Source organism: Deinococcus frigens DSM 12807 (genome assembly GCF_000701425.1).
In the GTDB taxonomy this organism is placed as follows: Bacteria; Deinococcota; Deinococci; order Deinococcales; family Deinococcaceae; genus Deinococcus; species Deinococcus frigens.
The window spans coordinates 1-16,523 of the sequence record NZ_JNIW01000016.1 but is presented as its reverse complement, the minus strand read 5'-3'; the positions used below and the strand labels follow the sequence as shown (position 1 = coordinate 16,523).

General features: G+C 69.4%; 16 protein-coding genes. 5 read left to right on the top strand and 11 right to left on the bottom strand.

What is annotated here, in order from left to right:
* The first annotated feature begins 34 nt into the window (after positions 1-34).
* Both Q322_RS0107955 and Q322_RS0107950 read left to right on the top strand, forming a co-directional pair.
* A complete protein-coding gene (locus Q322_RS0107955) occupies positions 35-745 on the top strand; it encodes an RNA polymerase sigma factor (RefSeq protein WP_211248880.1) in 711 nt (236 codons plus the stop codon).
* Positions 733-1,986 carry a hypothetical protein gene (locus Q322_RS0107950; RefSeq protein WP_029477348.1) on the top strand — a complete coding sequence of 418 codons (1,254 nt, stop codon included), beginning with the start codon at positions 733-735 and terminating at the stop codon, positions 1,984-1,986. Before Q322_RS0107955 ends, Q322_RS0107950 begins: the two co-directional genes overlap by 13 nt.
* Before the next feature lie 54 nt (positions 1,987-2,040).
* Here Q322_RS0107950 and Q322_RS0107945 read toward each other — a convergent pair whose 3' ends face one another.
* From Q322_RS0107945 to Q322_RS0107935, 3 genes are read right to left on the bottom strand one after another with little or no spacing between them, the layout of a single operon-like run.
* Positions 2,041-2,997 (bottom strand): GNAT family N-acetyltransferase, encoded by a 957-nt coding sequence (locus Q322_RS0107945; protein WP_029477347.1) that lies wholly within the window; start codon positions 2,995-2,997, stop codon positions 2,041-2,043.
* Positions 2,994-3,563 (bottom strand): class I SAM-dependent methyltransferase, encoded by a 570-nt coding sequence (locus tag Q322_RS0107940; protein WP_029477346.1) that lies wholly within the window; start codon positions 3,561-3,563, stop codon positions 2,994-2,996. The genes Q322_RS0107945 and Q322_RS0107940 overlap by 4 nt, the downstream gene beginning before the upstream one ends.
* Positions 3,560-4,099: a DinB family protein gene (locus tag Q322_RS0107935; protein WP_051668357.1), complete on the bottom strand. Its 540-nt coding sequence runs from the start codon at positions 4,097-4,099 to the stop codon at positions 3,560-3,562. The genes Q322_RS0107940 and Q322_RS0107935 overlap by 4 nt, the downstream gene beginning before the upstream one ends.
* Positions 4,100-4,317: 218 nt before the next feature.
* Here Q322_RS0107935 and Q322_RS0107930 point away from each other — a divergent pair, with 218 nt between their 5' ends.
* Together Q322_RS0107930 and Q322_RS0107925 are read left to right on the top strand one after the other, a co-directional pair.
* Positions 4,318-5,334: a hypothetical protein gene (locus Q322_RS0107930; protein WP_029477343.1), complete on the top strand. Its 1,017-nt coding sequence runs from the start codon at positions 4,318-4,320 to the stop codon at positions 5,332-5,334.
* 150 nt (positions 5,335-5,484) lie between these two features.
* Positions 5,485-6,321, top strand: coding sequence for a DMT family transporter (locus Q322_RS0107925; RefSeq protein ID WP_029477342.1), 837 nt, complete (start codon positions 5,485-5,487; stop codon positions 6,319-6,321).
* 3 nt (positions 6,322-6,324) lie between these two features.
* Here the strand turns inward: Q322_RS0107925 and Q322_RS0107920 are convergent, their stop codons facing one another.
* Complete coding sequence (locus Q322_RS0107920; RefSeq protein ID WP_029477341.1) at positions 6,325-7,665, bottom strand: beta/alpha barrel domain-containing protein; 1,341 nt, start codon at positions 7,663-7,665, stop codon at positions 6,325-6,327.
* A 67-nt stretch (positions 7,666-7,732) separates the two neighbouring features.
* On the opposite strand from Q322_RS0107920, the gene Q322_RS0107915 reads away from it, so the two are divergent.
* Complete coding sequence (locus Q322_RS0107915; protein WP_029477340.1) at positions 7,733-8,953, top strand: citrate synthase family protein; 1,221 nt, start codon at positions 7,733-7,735, stop codon at positions 8,951-8,953.
* Between the two features lie 36 nt (positions 8,954-8,989).
* On the opposite strand, the gene Q322_RS0107910 is transcribed toward Q322_RS0107915, so the two are convergent.
* The 7 genes from Q322_RS0107910 to Q322_RS24120 form a co-directional block, all read right to left on the bottom strand.
* On the bottom strand, positions 8,990-9,580 hold the full coding sequence (locus Q322_RS0107910; RefSeq protein WP_034418008.1) for a MerR family transcriptional regulator: 591 nt from the start codon (positions 9,578-9,580) through the stop codon (positions 8,990-8,992).
* A complete protein-coding gene (locus Q322_RS23850) occupies positions 9,577-9,768 on the bottom strand; it encodes a hypothetical protein (RefSeq protein WP_029477338.1) in 192 nt (63 codons plus the stop codon). The genes Q322_RS0107910 and Q322_RS23850 overlap by 4 nt, the downstream gene beginning before the upstream one ends.
* Positions 9,769-9,899: 131 nt before the next feature.
* Complete coding sequence (locus Q322_RS21680) at positions 9,900-13,187, bottom strand: DUF937 domain-containing protein (RefSeq protein ID WP_162176601.1); 3,288 nt, start codon at positions 13,185-13,187, stop codon at positions 9,900-9,902.
* A gap of 168 nt (positions 13,188-13,355) precedes the next feature.
* Positions 13,356-13,505 (bottom strand): ABC transporter ATP-binding protein, encoded by a 150-nt coding sequence (locus Q322_RS23195; RefSeq protein WP_162176600.1) that lies wholly within the window; start codon positions 13,503-13,505, stop codon positions 13,356-13,358.
* A 155-nt stretch (positions 13,506-13,660) separates the two neighbouring features.
* Positions 13,661-13,969 carry a VOC family protein gene (locus Q322_RS20755; protein ID WP_342667660.1) on the bottom strand — a complete coding sequence of 103 codons (309 nt, stop codon included), beginning with the start codon at positions 13,967-13,969 and terminating at the stop codon, positions 13,661-13,663.
* A gap of 63 nt (positions 13,970-14,032) precedes the next feature.
* Positions 14,033-16,150: a phenylacetic acid degradation bifunctional protein PaaZ gene (gene paaZ / locus Q322_RS0107880; RefSeq protein ID WP_029477337.1), complete on the bottom strand. Its 2,118-nt coding sequence runs from the start codon at positions 16,148-16,150 to the stop codon at positions 14,033-14,035.
* A gap of 22 nt (positions 16,151-16,172) precedes the next feature.
* Positions 16,173-16,523, bottom strand: a 351-nt coding sequence (locus tag Q322_RS24120; RefSeq protein ID WP_034418006.1) for an IS630 family transposase, incomplete at its 5' end; no start/stop codon positions are given.

Here is a 16,523-nt window from a genome sequence, read left to right as displayed (position 1 = left end):
GCAGACCCGTATCATGCATATGACGTGGATGGCTGTGCCTGACTCCCGCTTTTCCCTGCGCTCCCAGCCCGCGACGGCGGCAGAGCGCGCGGAAGAGCATGTTCAGGCAGCCCAGGCCGGGCCGCAGCAGGCAGAGCAGCCGGACACCGACGCCCGCCTGGCCCTGCGCCTGCGCCAGCGCGAGGAAGCGGCGCTCTCGGAGGTGTACGACCAGCATTCTGGGGCCGTGTACGGGGTGCTGAACCGGCTGCTGGGCGACGCGGCGGCGCAGGAAGCGTTGCAGGACGTGTTTGTGCGGTTGTGGGAGCGCCCCGAAAGCTATGATCCGGCGCGGGCGGGCCTCAAGACCTTTTTGCTGGTGATGGCGCGTTCGCGGGCGCTGGACCGCCTGCGCGCCACCAAGGCCACCCTGCCGCTGTTCACCGAGGACGGCGCGGAGCTGCCCTTCCCGGATACGGGACCGGGGCCGGTGGGCCACAGCGAGGACGCCCAGCGCCGCGAGCAGATTCGCGCCGCGCTGTCGCAGCTCTCGGCGGCGCACCGCGAGACGGTCGAGCGCGCTTTTCTGGTGGGCGAGTCCCGCGAGGAGATCTCGGGCGCGATGAAGGTGCCGGTGGGAACGGTCAAGAGCCGACTGAGTTACGCCCTGAAACACCTGCGCGCCGTGCTAGAGAAGGCAGGCCAGGAAAACGCGGGGCCGGAAAACGCAGGGCTGGGAAAGGAGGTGGAGACATGGCTGGAATAACCGAACCTTGCGACACGGTTCAGCAGCAACTGGAAGAACGCGTTGGCCTGGGCCAGTCTCTGACCCCCGAGCTGCGCGCCCACCTGGCGGACTGCCCCGGGTGCCGCGCCCACCTGACGCTGCTGCGCGATCTGGAGGCGGCGCTGCTAGAAGTCGTGCCGCCGCTGGAGCCGCCCGCCCACCTGAAGACGGCGGTGCTGGGCGCGGCGCGCCAGGCGCGGGTGACAGCTCCGGCTGCTGCAAAGGCGCGCCCCCATCCCTCGCGCCGCTGGTGGCCGCTGATGCTGGGCGCGGCGGCGGTGTCGGGTCTGCTGGCCTTTGGGGCGCTGCTGACACCCTCGCGCGGGACGGCGGCGGCGCTGCCCGATCCGGCGGTGGTGGTGGCGGCGGCAGGCGGCCTGCTGGTGGCCAGCAACGATCAGGGCGGCACCCTCAATCTGCTGCGTGGCGATCAGGTCACCGCCACCCTGCGCTCGGGCGGACGGCAGCCATCGTGGTTCACCCAGGGCGTGCGGCTAGGAGACCGGGTGTACCTGGCCGACGCCGCCAATGACCGCGTGCTGGAGGTGCAGACCGATCCGCTGAAGGTGGTCCGCTCTTACCCGGTGCCGGACGGCGTGGCGGGCCTGACGGCTTCCAGCGGGCCGGACGGTGGGCGCGTGTACTTCAAGACCGTGCGCGGCGCGGTGGGCCGCCTGGGAGACGCGGGGGGGCAGATCACGGTGGCCCGCGAGGCCGGGATGCCGCTGGCCGACGTGATGGACGGCGTGCTGCTCTCGGGCGGCACGCTGTTCGTGACCCACCACCTGACCGGCGAGGTCTGCCTGCTGGACCCCGACACCCTGAAGGTCCTGAAACGCGTGGTGGTGGGCGGCGCGCCGGTGGACCTGGCCCCCGAGGCGGGCGGCACCGTGCTGGCGCTGGACGTGAAGGGCCGCCTGCTGCGCCTGAGCGCGGGCGGCGAGGTTGTCAGGAGCTGGCCCCTGCCCGGCCACCCCGACAAGCTGGGGGTCAACGGCAGCGTGGCCCTGGTCACGGACCGCGCCGGGCAACTGACGCGCATCGATCTGGTCAGCGGCAAGCTGCACCCCATGCCCCTGGTCCACCCGATGGACGTGGTGGCCCTGCCCGACGGCACCTTCGCCGTGGCCGAGGGCAGTGCCAGCGGCAAGGGCAGCGTGCGCGTGCTGGACGAAGCGCTCAAGACGAGCTGGCAGTTGGAGGGCGGGAGCAGGAAGTAAAACGGGCATCCTGGCGAGATTCAATCTCCATCCGAGGACAGGATTCCAACGCTCCTAGCCTTCCGCTGATCCCCGCCGCAGCAGTTCAAACTGGCCCGGCAGCGACACGAAACCCAGCCGCAGGTTTACCGCCAGCATGGGCGCGTTCTGGCTGTGGTTGTTGGTCCGCATGGTGCCAATTCCAGCCGCCTGCGCCCGGCGGATGGCCTCCAGTTTCAGCGGCAGCGCCAGCCCACGCCCGCGTGCGGATGGATGCACGGCGGTCAGTTCGTTGTAGGCCGCCTGCCCGCCAAAGATCGAGACCATCACGGTCAGGCCCAGCCACTCACTATCCGGCCCCAGCGCCAGCACCAGCCATTCTGGGCGCGGATCGCTGTCCAGGCGCAGAACCTCGCGCACCTGCGCCAGTGGCCAGCGGGGGTGCCCGGCCAGATCGGGGGTCTCGGTCAGGCGGTCCGCGACGAAATTTAGATAGCGGTCCAGCGTGGCCTCGTCTGCACCTGCCAGGTCCATGAAGGTCACGCCCTGCGCCACCGCCCGCTCCAGATCGGCTTGAAAAGGAGTTTCGTCGAAGCCGTTCAGGTCCAGCTCGGAGGCAAAGCGGTGGAGGTGCCGCTCGAAGCCGCGCCGCTGCGCCCACGCCAGACTTTCCATGTCCGTATCCGAAACGCCAGTGGCGAGACTGGCGACGCCCAGCCGCCTGGCCTCATCCTGAACGGTCTGCCACAGCGCGCGGCCCACGCCCCGGCCCCGGTGGTGCGGGGCCACCATGACATTGACACTCAGAAATCCCGGCGGATTGAAGGGAAAGAACGAGAGGAGGGCGGTGCCCACCACCTCTCCCCCATCCACAGCCACCCAGCGGCAATGGGTCTGCGCGGCGTCGCGGCGGGCGTCTTCCTCCAGCAAAGCTTCAGCGGTGGCCTGACGGTTCAGGACAGCGTTGCTGATCGCCACCCACGCGGGGGCGTCGGCGGGGGTGAAGGGGCGAACGGTGAACTGAGCCGTCACGGCTGCTCCCCGTGGGGTTTCGTAGCGTCCAGCACGATGGACACGAAACCCAGCTTTCCCTCACGGTTGCGGTGGTCCAGTTGCAGCGAGCGGTAGATCGGCCCGGTATTCAGGTCCCAGTCCCGGGCGTGAAACTGGCCCTGCGCGTCGCAGTATTCCAGCAGCTCCACCGTGAATCCGGCCCCCGTGAACACATCGGCCAGCAGTGGGGCGGTGTACACCATCTGGTGATCGGCGGCGGGGTGATCGGCTGGCCCCGGTCCCCCGATCTGCACCCCGCGCTGATACCCGGCATTTGGAAAGTTTGCGTCCGGCACGGCCACCCGCACAAAACCGCCGGGCTTGAGGAACTCCAGAGACAGCCGGGCAGCGGCGCGGCCCTGCTGCTCGTTCAGGTGTTCCCAGACGTGTTCGCACAGCAGCGCGTCGGCCCGGCGGCTCCCGAACCACGCGGCCCAGGTGGCCCGGTCCAGCAGATCAAGCTGCTCCCGCTGGGTGGGAATCCAGCCGTCCCAGCGCTGCTCACCCGCGCCGATGATGACCCGCAGCGGTTCGTCCGGCCTCATGCCAGGCCTTTCACCATCTGCCGGATGGCCCCCAGATGGTAGGCGACGTGCGCCACCGCCCCCGTCATGCTGCCCGTGGCATCCCCCGTCGCCTCGCCCTCTTTCTGGGTGCGGGCAAAGGCGCACAGGGCGTCGTAAGCGGCGCGCAGACGGACGCGCAGGTCGTCCCACGCCTCGTCGTCCACATCCGCCGGGTGAAAGCTGCCTTTCCAGTCGAACGGCCCCCGGTCTCCGCCGCGCTCCCAGCGCACGACCACTTCCATGTGCAGGGCGCTGTGGCGGGCGTGGCCAGCGATGGACGTGCCGTGAATCTCGGTGCTGGCCTGCGCGGCGCTCAGGGCGTCCAGCGTGGCGATCAGTCCGTTGTTGCCGCTGCCGTCCGCCGCCGTGCCATCCAGAAAGGCCGTGCCCTCGCCGGGCGCGCCGCCCTCCACGGCCTCGTGCAGGATGTCGAGAATGCCTTCCAGCCAGTGCTGGGGCTGTCCGTCTTGTGCGGGTTGGCTGTGTCCAGGCTGGCTGTATTCGGGCTGGGTCATGGTTCAGCGTACCCGGACAGCCGCGAAACCGCCAGACCTCTGCCGCGCATCATCCCCGGCAGTGATACACTCGGGGGTGCGCCCGCGCCCGGCACGCAGAACGTGTGCCACTGGCCGAAAAGACAACATTCGCCGCCAGCGTTGTGAACGACAGTGCAGGGAAACAGTCCGGCGCTCCGCTTTACCGAGTACCGCGCCACGCCAAAAGGAGAACTACCATGACCGACAACAACGAGCCGCGCCAGGGCCAGCCCGCCGACGACCAGATGCCCGCCGAGGTGCGCGAGATTCTGCCCCACCTTGAGGGCGAACCCGACGAGGACCTGGTGCTGGACGCCCAGGAAGCCCAGGCCGAGGGCCACGGCGATGACGCCCATGACAGTGACGACAGCGCCATGCAGATGCAGAGCCAGGACGCCACCGGAGGCCCAGAAAAAGGTACAGAAGATGGTGAGGACGGCGAGGAAGACGAGTACATCGACGCCGACGACCTGATGGAGCTGCTGGGCGAGATGAAGGAAATGCTTGAGGCCCAGGGCAAGGAAATTCGTGGTCTGCGCCGCGAGATGCGCGAGATGCGCGAGGGCCAGGGCCAGGGCGGTTTCAAGAGCGGCGAGCGGCCTGCGGGTGACCGTCCCAGCAGTGACCGTCCCGCCCCCCAGGGGGGCAACTTCCGTCCCCGCGAGGACCGGGGCGGACAGGGCGGCTACGGCGGCGGGGACCGTCAGGGTGGCGGCGGCTTCCGGGGCAATGACCGGGGCGGCTCGCAGGGCGGCGGTTATCAGGGGGGCGACTTCCGTCCCCGCGAGGACCGGGGCGGACAGGGCGGCTACGGCGGCGGGGACCGTCAGGGTGGCGGCGGCTTCCGGGGCAATGACCGGGGCGGCTCGCAGGGCGGCGGTTATCAGGGCGGCGGCTTCCGTCCCCGCGAGGACCGGGGCGGACAGGGCGGCGGCGGTTACCGGGGCAACAATGACCGGGGTGGACAGGGCGGCGGCTATCAGGGCGGCGGCTCCCAGGGCCGTGACGACCGGGGCGGCTCGCAGGGCGGCGGCTTCCGTCCCCGCGAGGACCGTCCGGCCTTCCGCCCGCGCGAGGACCGGCCCCGTGATGACCGGCCCCGTGACGCTGCGCCCGCTCCCCGCGAGGGCAGTGAGGGCGGCGAGGGCGGCGGCTTTCGCCCGCGCGCCCGCGCCGACCGCGGCTGGAGCAACAACCGCAGCGACGACGAGTAAGATGCTGGCCCGCACAGGGCGCTCACGAGGAGACTGGGAGAAACATCCCGGTCTCTTTTTGATGTCCAGTCGGCGGGGACTGCGCCTGGCCCCGTGATCCGCCCGCCCTGTACACTCCTGCGGTGAGGCATTTTCAATGAGTCCGGCCCTGTGAATCCGGCCCTGAGCGGCCTGCTGTCGGCGCTGACGTATGGCGTCGGCGATTTTCTGGCGGGGCTGGCCAGTCGGCGCGATTCGCCGCTGCGGGTGGTGGCGCTGACCCACCCGATCAGTGCGGGGGTCATGCTGCTGCTGGCGGTGGTGATGGGCCAGGCCTTGCCGCCCGTGGGCGACCTGCTGTGGGGCGCGCTGGCCGGGGCGGTGGGCTTATTCGCGGTGCTGGCCTTTTACCGCGCGCTGGCGCTGGGGCCGATGGGCGCGGTGTCGGTGGGCGCAGGGGCGCTGTCCGCACTGGTTCCGGTGGTCATCGGTTTGCTGGGCGGCGAGGTGCTAAGCTCCCTCGGCTGGCTGGGCGCGGTGGGCGTGCTGCTGGGAACGGGTTTGCTGAGCTACGCGCCGGGAGAGGGCGGCAGCGCCGTCCGCTGGCAGGACAACGGCGTGCTGATCGGGCTGGCGGCGGGCCTAGGCTTCGGCTTCTTCTTTGCGCTGCTGGGACAGGCGCAGTCGCCGGGGGTGTTCTGGATTCTGGGGGCCGCCCGGGTCAGTTCCTCATTGATCGCCCTGCCGCTGGCCGCGCGGCTGGTGGGCCTGCGCCCGCACAATCCGGCGCTGATCCTGGCCTCCGCGCCGGGGGACACGCTGGGCAACCTGTTTTACCTGCTGGCGGTGCAGGGCGGCGGGCTGGCGGTGGGTTCGCTGCTGTCCAGCCTGTACCCGGCCTTTACCACCCTGCTGGCCGTCACCGTGCTGCGCGAGGGCTTGCGCGCCGCGCAGTGGGTGGGCGTGGTGCTGGCGCTGGTAGGAGCGGGGCTGATCGCGGGGCGCTAGGCGTCACATCGGGGCGGGCGCGACTCTGCCTGTCACCAACGCAGAGGCTTCCCTGGCAATTTCCTCCCACTCCACCGCCGTCTGACGGCCCGCCGCAAATTCAGCGCCCAGGCGGGCGTGCAGGGCGCGCAGTCCAGCGTCGTCCTTGGACAGCTCGCGGCCCGTGTGCGCCCTGATTAAAAAGATCAGCCCGGCCACGCCGCTGTCTGCCGTCAGGCTCAGTTCCAGCGGACGGCCCAGCAGGCCAGGCACGTCGAAGGGCGCGTACATCGGCCAGAATTTGTTGAGGCCGTCGGCGTGGATGCCCGCGCGGGTGCGGTGGGCGTCGCGGCCATACAGCGGGTACTTGGCAGGCACACCCTGGCCCAGGCGTTCGTACAGGTCGTTCAGACGGTTCAGCACGGTGAAATCGGGCAGCCCGCTGACGCCCTGGCCCACCAGATGCAGGCCGACCAGATGCAGCAGCACGCCCTCCAGTGGCGCGTTGCCGGTGCGCTCGCCCTTGCCCAGCAGCGTGCCGTTAATAGCCGCGCACCCGGCCAGCACGGCGGCCAGGCAGTTCGCCACCACCAGATGCGTGTCGTTGTGGGGGTGGAATTCCAGCCGCTCACCCGGCACGCCCGCCGCCCGCAGTTCGCGCACCATGCCGGGAACACTGCGCGGCCACGCCACGCCCTCCAGCGGCAGTCCCAGGCCCATCGTGTCGCAGAGGCGGAACTTGGGGGCCTGGTCTGCCGGATACTTTGCGGCCAGTGCCTGTACCGCCGCCACGAAGGGCAGAATGAATTCGCGGGGCGCGCGGGTGGCGTCCTCCAGGTGCAGGCGGGGGCGCAATCCCGCGTCCAGCACGACCCCCACCGCGTCCAAGTAGGTGCGCGCAGCCTGGGCGCGGCCCCCCGGCTTGAACTTGTAAAAGGTGTGGTAATCGCTGGCGCTGGCGAGCATCCCCGTCTCAGCCACGCCCAGCCCGGCCACCAGTTGGGCGTCCTGGCTGGTGGCCCGGATCCAGGTGGTGGGTTCCACCGGATGCCCGCCGCGCCAGCGTTCCAGCGCGCCCTCCAGCATGGCGCGGTCCGCCGGGCGGTACACGAAGAACTCGGCCTGCCGCAGCGCCCCGGACTGGCCCGTGAACGCGCCCATCAGGTCATAGATGGCCAGCCCATCGGTTTCGTTCAGCGGCAGACCGCCCTGCTGGCCGTCGCGGTGGGTGGTCTCGGTGGTCCACGCCTGCGCGGGCAGGTTCGGGGGCCGCCCCTCCTCCCAGACGAACTGGGGAAAGCCGTCCCTGGGAAAAGCCTGGGGAAAGAGGTTGGCCTCTGGCACGTCGGCAACAGGGGAAGTCATGCCCGAACGCTAGCCCTCAGTGAATGTGCCGTCAATCTTGATTCTCCGATCAATGTTAGCCTGAACGATGGCCGAACAGTTTCTCAGGGCTGTTGAGGCCACCGCCCTGCTGGGCGTCAAGCCCGCCACCCTATACGCCTACGTGTCGCGCGGCCTGATTCGTTCCGAGGCCGGACCCGGGAAGAGCCGCCAGCGCCTGTATCACGCCGAGGACGTGCGCGCCCTGCTGGCCCGGCAGGAACTGAAACGCGATCCGGCGGGGGCGGTGCAGGGCGCGGCAGCCGGGGCGCTGGAATGGGGCATGCCCGTGCTGGACAGCGCCCTGACGCGGATCGCGGGCGGCACCCTGAGTTACCGGGGCCGCGACGCCGTGACTCTGGCCGACAGCGCGACGGTGGAAGAGGTGGCCGCGCTGCTGTGGACCGGAAACGCGGACGGCTGGGCCAGCCTGCCTCTGCGCGCCCGCCTAAATCTGGGAGCCACCTTTGGGCGCAAGGACTCCAGGCAGAACCTCTCCTGCGCCGAGGCGTTCCTGCACGCGCTGGCCCACGCCGGGGCGCAGGACATTGGCGCGCAGGACACCCGTGCCGGGCAGCTTCCCGCCCGCGCCGCCCGCGTGCTGAGCCTGCTGTACGCCACGCTGGAGCGCCATGAACGCCGTCCCGGTGCCCCAGATCTGCCGCTGCACGCCCGGCTGGCGCGGGCCTGGGGCGTGATGGCAGATGCCGATCTGCTGCGCCGCGCCCTAGTCTTGCTGGCCGATCACGAGCTGAATGTCAGTACCTTTGCCGCCCGCGTGACCGCCAGCAGCGGCGCAGGCCTGCCACACGCCACGCTGGCCGCGCTGTGTGCATTGCAGGGGCCACGGCATGGGCTGGCGGCTTATGCGGCCCACGAACTCCTGACGCACACGCTGTTCACCGACGCCCGCATGGCTCTGAAGGCGGCCACCCAGCAGCGCGCCTTTTTGCCCGGCTTCGGCCACCCGCTGTACCCGGAAGGCGATCCCCGTGCCCGCGCGCTGCTGGGCGCGCTGGAGGCCACGCACGCCGGTGCTCCCGCCATGCGTGCCGTCCGTGACCTTCAGACGGTGGCGCGGGCCGAGACGGGCGAACTCGCCAACGTTGACCTCGCGCTGGCCGCGCTGACGCACACGCTGGGACGCGGCCCGGACGACGCGCTGACGCTGTTTGCCCTGGCCCGCGCCACGGGCTGGCTGGCCCACGCCACCGAAACGGTGCTGGGCGGCAGGATGATCCGTCCACGGGCGCGTTACGTGGGGCTGTAGATCAGTGGGGCTGTAGATCAGTGGGGCTGTAGATCATCAGTCCGTGGTGGAAAAAATGTCCAGTTCGCCCAATGACTTTTCCAGCGCCCGCGCCGCCTCCAGTTGCCTTCCCAGCACCGCGTGCTTCTCGGTCAGCCGTGCATTGGCCTCACGGATGCGGTTAAGGGTGGTGGCTTTCAGCTCCTGAAGTTTTTCCGGGCGGGGCTTTTCCACGCCCGCCGTGACCGTCGCCATTCCGCCGCCCTCGCTTTCGATCAGCATTCCGGCCACCTGCTGCGCCTCCAGAAAGGCCCGTGTTTCGTCCAGTGTCAGGCCCAGACTCTGCCACTGGCGGATGCCCCGGACCTCAATGATGTTGTGCAGCAGGAATTTGAATTTGCCGTTCACTGTATAGGGGTGAATCAGCCCCTCCCGCAGAAAATGGCGAATGGTGGAGGCGGGCAATTCCATCAGTTCCGCGAAGCGCCCGAGGCCCAGGCCGCGTGGATCGAGCATGGCGTCCAGAACTTCCCCCCCACCGCAGATGTTGGCGACGCCCTGACGAAATTCAGGCGTGCTGTTGAAGGATTCGCGCAGGGCATTCACACACTGCACGAACTCCTGAGGGGTGAGAGTTTGGCCTTTCACGCGTGCCGCCTGACCCGCTCCACGCGCACGCTCAGGCGCAGGGTGGGCCAACGCCATTCCCACGACCAGTTCTGGCGGCTCCAGCTCTGGCAAAGCTGGGCGGCCAGGCGTGCGCAATCCGCCTCGGCGTGAAGCTGCTCCAGACGGGCGATTCCGGCGGCGTGACGGTCCAGTTGATGGTGCGGCATGAGGTGGGCCTCCTGTGCTGCCCATGCTGGAACGTGCAGCACGCTGCATGTCAAGCTCCATGCGTCTTTACCACGAGAGCGGGCCGTCCACTCCGGTAAGAGGGGCGGACGGCCCGGCACAACAAGGAAAACTAGCGGACGTTCAGGGTCAGGCGGGCGGCGGGCGCGTCGCTGGGACTGGCGTCTGCCGGACGGACCTCGTAGGTGACCGGTCCCGCGCTGGAGCCGGGATTGCTGGTGTAGCTCCAGCCGCAGCCCGCGCCCACGGGCACCGTCTTGGTGCCCACGATCCGCTCGCCGCGTTTGACGGTCACGGTGTAGGCGCTGCCGCCCCCCACGCCGCCGAAACGGTACGGCGCGGTGACGGTCTCGCCGTCCGCCAGGCTGACGTCCAGGGCCTGGGTGCAGGCGGCGTCCTGATCGCCGGCAGGCGCGGCCTCCACGGTCACCGGCAGGGAGGCCACCTGCTGACCGTCCGCCGAGCGGATCACGTAGGTCTTTGCGCCCGCGCCGGGGCCAGGGACCTGACGCGTCCAGGTGCCGTCTGTGCCCACGGTGAAGCTGCCGATGCTGACGCCGTCCTCCAGCACCTCGAAGGTCTGTCCCGCCGGGCCGCTGCCCGACAACGCGAAGTCCGTGCCGGGGACCTGCGCGCCGCTGGCCGGGCTGCCGACGGTGACCCTGGCCGCGCCTGCTGAAGCTGCTGTCCCGGCGTTGCCTGCCGCACGACCTGCCGCGCCCTGGGTGCTGGGCGCGACCTGAAGGCGAATCCTGGCCACCACCTGTCCCGCCGCGTTGCGCAGGTCATAGCGCTGCGGCCCCGGCAGCGCGGCTCCGGCCAGGATGACGGCCTTCCAGGTGCCGTCCGCGCCCACGGTCATGCTCCCGGCCCGCAGGCCGCTGTGGAACAGCTCGAACTGCTCGCCCGCCGGTCCCGTGCCGCGCAATGTCAGCCCGCCCGCCGCCACCCGCGCGCCGTCTGCGGGTTCGGTAATCACGACGGGGACGGTGGCCGCGTCCGCCGCCGAGACTCCAGCCGCAGAGACGCCAGCCGCCGCGATGCCCGGGGCCGCAGCCCCGGCGTCGTTTGCCCCGCTGACCGCCGGCCCCGCCAGAGCCGGGGTGCCCGAACCTTCCGCAGGCGCTGGGGCACTGGTGGGAGCAGATGGGGCCGGATTGATGGGTTTCGGATTGATGGGTGTGGGGGCAGGAGTGGGCGCGGATGACGGGGCAGGCACATCCGGCGTTGCAGCGCCACTGGCCGCACCGTCATCCGTGGCAGCGCCGTTATCCGTGGCAGTGCCGTCAGTTGCAGGCGTGCCCGCCGCCGGTGTGGCCGGTGCCGGCGCGGGAACGGAATCTGCGGCTGGAACGCCGCCCGGCACAGTGGCCTCTGCCGTGCCGCTCTCCGAGGGGCTGCTGTCCGGCGCAGTGGCGGCAGCGTCGGCGTCCGGCGTGGCTGGGACGGATGGGACGGCGGGGGTAGAACTGACGGGTGGAGCAGCGCCCGTGCTGTCAGGACCCGTGCTGTCAGACCCAGTACCGTCAGGAACAGTACCGTCAGGAACAGTGCCGTCAGACCCAGTGCCATCGGAACCCATGCCATCGGAACCCATGCCATCAGAACCCGTGCCAGCCCCGCCCACCACGACGTCCAGCGTGGCCATGTCCCCGCCCGACGTGTCCCGGAGGGTGTAGGTCTGCGGTCCCTGGGGCGCGCCGTCTCCCACGTCCAGGCTCCACGTTCCGTCCGGGCCGACGGTGGCGCTGCCCACCTCATCGTCGCCCTGGAACACGCTCAGGGTTTCACCAGCGGGACCGGTGCCGCGCAGGGTAAAGCCGCCCGCCGGGACTGCCGCGCCGCCCTGGGGGTCCGTGAAGCCCGCCTGGACGGGCGTGATGGGCGCGGTGGTGGTTTCAGGGGAGGGCGCAGGTGTGGGTGCAGGTGCGGGCGTGGCAGGCTGGCGGTTTTGCAGCACCCAGCAGCCGCCCAGCAGCAAGAGCAGCAGCAGCGGAATCAGCCACAGCGGAAAGCCGCCGCGCCTGCGGGCCGGTGGGGGCGGCGGCGGTGCGGGCGTCTGGAAGCGGGCGGGCCGGGCCGGCTTGAGGGGCGAGGGCCTGGGCGGCGCGGCAGAAACCGGCGCGCCCTGCTGCACGACAACGCGCGGCGTGGTCTGCACGGTGGTGGAGGCGGCTCCGGGCAGCGGCGTCCCTGCGGCCAGGCTGCCGATCAGCACGCCCAGACTGGAGAAGCCCGGCGGCAGCGCCGCCTTCAGGCCGTCCGCCAGACCGCCAATTGGCAGCGCTGCCAGTCCGTTCGGGTGGGCGCGGCTCAGGGCCGAGAGCACCAGCGGGGTCAGCAGGGCCAGCAGGCGGCGCGAGCTGTCGCCGCTGCCGCCCAGCGCGCTGCCCAGCCGCCCGGTCACCGCGTTCACGTCCCCGAACAGCGAGGCCAGCAGCCCGCGCCCCTGGCCCTCGATGCGGGCCACCTCCACCGGGCTGTCCAGCAGGTCCGTGTTGACCTGACCGTCGTCACCCGTCAGCGGCGCAAAGGGGCGGGCCAGCGTGTCCAGGTTACCCCCGGCCCCCGCCTTCCCCACCAGCGCGGCCAGCACCACCGGCAGCGCCGCCAGGGCCGCCTGCTTGCGGACCCCGCCCCCAAAGCCCGCCACTGCGCCAAGCTGCTGGCCCACCGGGCCTCCAAAGCGCGCCTGGAGGTACTTGAGCAACCCGTCCGGCGTACTGGGGTCCGGCGGGGTGGCCTCGGATGGGGCAGGTTTAGCAGATGCCGCCGGGGCCTCTGCTGACACCGCTTGCGACGGGCTGGCCTCTGGCGCGGTTTTCTCCAGCGCGACAGGGGCCGTTTCGGCTGGCACTTCTCCGACTGGCTCGACTGATGCTGGCGGGACCGTTTCCGCCGCCTCCGTGGCAGCCACGTCCACGCCGACCGCCCCAGCCAGGCCCGCCAGCATCGGGGCAATGTTCCCCGCCTTCAGTCCGCGCTGACCCAGCGCACTCAGCAGCAGCGGCAGCGCCATCTGGAGGAGGGTCTGAACCCGGGCCGGGTCCGCCGCCGCCTGTTCAGTCATCTGGGCGGCCACCTGTGCGGGCAGGGTTTCTGCCGCCCCCCCCAGCAACGCCGAGGCCAGCAGTTCCCCGGCCTGTTGCAGGTTCGCTGCGCCGCCCGACTGCTCCAGCGCCCCGGCCACACTGCCAAAGCGGGGCAGCGAGTCCACGGCGTTGGCGATCATGGCCTCGCCCTCCGGCGTGTTCGCCGACCCGGCCAGCGCGCGGAGCTGAAGCGGCAGTCCGGCCTCCAGCACCCGCCCGGCCATGTCCGGCTCCAGGCCCACCGCCTGGGCCAGCCGCGCCACCGCATCGGCGTCAAAGTAGGACTGAATCAGGTCGGTTGCATTCATGGACATTCCCCACAGCATAGGGTGAATTCAGAGCCGCAGACCCAGGACCGCGCCCCCAGATGATATTCAGGTCAGGTCAGCGCAGCAGGAGACCGTGTCTTTTCCAACGTTTGGACGGCCCTGTTCAAGCTGCTTGCCTGAGCCGATCACTCAGCGCCCGTTGCCCCGTTACTCATTGCCCCGCTTGAAATTGCCGGTGGCGCGCGCCATCAGCAATTGCGCGGCGTGGTCTTGCCGCCCTTCCACACGCTTCAGGAACCGTTCGGCGTCTTTACCCGCCAGCGTCGTCACGGGCCGCCCGTAATGCGACACAATCATCCTCCGTCTTTCAGCGCCCGGTAATCGAAACGCCCGTCCAGCAACTCTCCCCGCGCGTCTTCCGGCACTACAGCAGGACGCTGGGGTGCGAACCCTCCACGACTTCCAGCCGGTTGCCGAAGCTGTCTTTGAGGAACACGCGCGGTATCCCCGCCTCATCGTCGGAGATGTAGGGAACGCCGTGTGCGTCGCAGTGCGTCGCAGTGCGCCCCGAAAGCGCCGATGTCGTCGCAACGCAGCGCCGGATGCCCCTTGTCGCGCGGCACGAAGTCGGGGGCCACACCCACATGCAGTTGCCGCCCGTCGGCCAGCGCAAACCAGACACCGCCGTTATTGAGGAAAGGAGCGGGCTTTCGCAGTTCGGGCAGACCCAGAAACTCGCCGTAGAAGGCGCGGGCAGCGGCCTCACATCCGGCGGGGGCTTCGACTTGAAAGTGATCGAGTCCGGTAATCAGGGTGGCCATGCAAAGAAGCGTAGCAAGCACAGTCGCCCGCTGTTGCTACTACTTCAGGGACAACAAGTGAGATTAGGCCTGCGCCGCGCCCTCTCCCCCACCCTGGGCTGGAGGATCGAAGCTGTCGTGTGCCCGCACCACCAGCGTCAGAATGTCGTAGGTGGCGACGAGTTCACCCGTCTGGTTGGTGATCTCGGCGTGCCATTCCACCACCCCGGTGGGCTGCTTGTCATCCGGGCGCAGGTCCTTGCGAATCTTGCGCTTACAGGTCAATCGGGTGCGGATGGTGTCGCCGATGCCCACCGGTTCCACGAAGCGCAGGTGTTCCAGCCCGTAGTTCGCCAGCACCGGCCCCGGCGCGGGCGAGACGAACATTCCGGCGGCGGCGGCGATCAGGAAATAGCCGTGCGCCACCCGCTTGCCGAAGATGCTCTCCTTTGCGCCGATCTCGTCCACATGGGCGTAAAAGTGATCGCCGGTCAGGCCCGCGAAGTTCACGATGTCGGCCTCGGTGACGGTGCGGCGGTGGGTGAGCAGGCTGTCGCCCACCTGAATTTCATCGAAGGTCTTGCGGAAGGGGTGAATCACGTCCTCGCGAACCTCGCCCCCCGGCACGAATTCGCGGGTGATCGCGGCCAGGGTGGTGGGATCGGCCTGCACCGCCACCCTGTTCATGTGGTGCTTGACGCCCGCGATGCCGCCCAGCTCCGCGCCGCCACCCGCGCGTCCAGGGCCACCGTGAAGGAGCTGCGGCAGTGGGGAGCCGTGGCCGGTGCTTTCCTTCGCATCGTCGCGGTTGAGCACCAGAATCCGCCCGTGCGTACTCGCCAGCCCCAGCACAAGTTCAGTGGCCTCCGCGCGGTCATGCGTGATGACGCTGCCCACCAGCGAACCGCGTCCCATGCGGGCCAACTCAATGGCGTCATCTAAAGAGTCGTAGGGCAGCAGCGTCGCCACCGGGCCGAAGGCCTCCAGCTCGTGCGGCGCAGTGGCGGTCAGGGGCGAGTCGCACAGCAGCACCGTGGGATCGAGAAACGCGCCCTTCTTGCGGTCACCGCCCAGCAGTTCGCTCTCGGTGCCGCCGCCAATCACGACTCGCGTCTCCCTACCCAGCTCCTCCAATGTCTGGCGCACGCGGTCCCGCTGCTCCACGCTGACCAGCGCGCCCATTCGCACGTCGTCGCGGGCCGGATCGCCCAGCGTGACCTTGCCCAGCTCCTTGCGTAACGCCTCGGTGACGGCCTCCACCAGCCCCGACGGCACGATGGCGCGGCGGATGGCGGTGCATTTCTGGCCGGCCTTGCCGGTGATCTCGCGGGCCACTTCCTTGACATACAGCATGAATTCGGGGCTGTCGGGCGTCACGGTCAGCCCCAGGACGGAGGCGTTCAAGCTGTCGGCCTCGGCATTAAACGGCACCGCATGGGCGATCAGGTTGGGGTGGACCTTGAGTTTGGCCGCTGTCGCCGCCGAGCCAGTGAAGGCGACTAAATCCTGCTCGCGCACATGGTCCAGCAAGTCGCCCGGCTCACCGATGACCAGTTGCAACGAACCCTCGGGCAGCAGACCGGACTCGATGATGTCGCGCACCACGCGCTCGGTCAGGTAGGCGGTCTGGGGCGCGGGCTTGACCAGGCTGGGCATCCCGGCAATAAACGACGGCGCAAGTTTTTCCAGCATGCCCCACACCGGGAAGTTGAAGGCGTTGATCTGGACCGCCACACCTTCACGCGGGACCAGCAGATGGCGGCCCACGAAGGTTCCGGCCTTGCCCAGTTGTTCCACTTTCCCTTCGGGCAGGAAGCGCTCATCGGGCAGCTCGCGCCGGGCCATGCTGCTGTAGCTGAGCAGGGTGCCGATGCCGCCCTCGATGTCCACCCAGCCGTCGCGGCGGGTTGCGCCGGTCAGCAGGTTGAGGGCGTAATACTCCTCCTTGCGCTCCATCAGGTACAGGCCCAGCGCCTTGAGCGCCCGCGCCCGCGTGTGGAAGGTCATCTTTCGCAGCGCCGCGCCCTTTTGCCGCCCGTAGGCCAGCGCCCCGGCGAAGTCCACGCCCTCGGAGGAAATCACGGCGACGGGGCGGCCATACACGGCGTCCACCAGGGTTTGCCCGTCGGCGTTGGCGTGCCACTGGCCGGAGATATAGGAGGCGGGGCGGAGGACTTGGTAAGTGGGGAGCCTAGTGGTCATATCTTATTCTATCAAAGATCATTTATTGATCGCGGCATAAATTAGAGTCCATCAAGCGGCGCGGCAACTGGATGTATCTGACGCGCTGCCAGGCACCGACCAGTTTCTCCTTGAGGACGGTGACCGAACGGGCACAGAAATTCCCCAACACATTTCGTTTGACGTACGCCCACACGAGCTCAATTGGATTGAGCTCTGGCGCGTACGGTGGCAAGTACACCAACGACAGGCGTTCGTGGATCTCCACGAACGCCTGAACCATCTTCGCCCGATGGATACCCGCATTGTCCAGAATCACCACGATCTTCCCCTGGATGTGACGCAGGAGATGCCGGAAGAACGCGATCACGTCTCCACTTCGAATGGCGCCCAA

What these genes read in the sequence shown, in the direction of transcription:
- Q322_RS0107950 (WP_029477348.1), top strand. Translation starts at nt 733, where the DNA reads ATGGCTGGAATAACCGAACCTTGCGACACGGTTCAGCAGCAACTGGAA.
- Q322_RS0107940 (WP_029477346.1), bottom strand. Translation starts at nt 3,563, where the DNA reads ATGAGGCCGGACGAACCGCTGCGGGTCATCATCGGCGCGGGTGAGCAG.
- Q322_RS0107935 (WP_051668357.1), bottom strand. Translation starts at nt 4,099, where the DNA reads ATGACCCAGCCCGAATACAGCCAGCCTGGACACAGCCAACCCGCACAA.
- Q322_RS0107930 (WP_029477343.1), top strand. Translation starts at nt 4,318, where the DNA reads ATGACCGACAACAACGAGCCGCGCCAGGGCCAGCCCGCCGACGACCAG.
- Q322_RS0107920 (WP_029477341.1), bottom strand. Translation starts at nt 7,665, where the DNA reads ATGACTTCCCCTGTTGCCGACGTGCCAGAGGCCAACCTCTTTCCCCAG.
- Q322_RS0107915 (WP_029477340.1), top strand. Translation starts at nt 7,733, where the DNA reads ATGGCCGAACAGTTTCTCAGGGCTGTTGAGGCCACCGCCCTGCTGGGC.
- Q322_RS23850 (WP_029477338.1), bottom strand. Translation starts at nt 9,768, where the DNA reads ATGCCGCACCATCAACTGGACCGTCACGCCGCCGGAATCGCCCGTCTG.
- Q322_RS21680 (WP_162176601.1), bottom strand. Translation starts at nt 13,187, where the DNA reads ATGAATGCAACCGACCTGATTCAGTCCTACTTTGACGCCGATGCGGTG.
- Q322_RS23195 (WP_162176600.1), bottom strand. Translation starts at nt 13,505, where the DNA reads ATGATTGTGTCGCATTACGGGCGGCCCGTGACGACGCTGGCGGGTAAA.
- Q322_RS20755 (WP_342667660.1), bottom strand. Translation starts at nt 13,969, where the DNA reads ATGGCCACCCTGATTACCGGACTCGATCACTTTCAAGTCGAAGCCCCC.
- paaZ (WP_029477337.1), bottom strand. Translation starts at nt 16,150, where the DNA reads ATGACCACTAGGCTCCCCACTTACCAAGTCCTCCGCCCCGCCTCCTAT.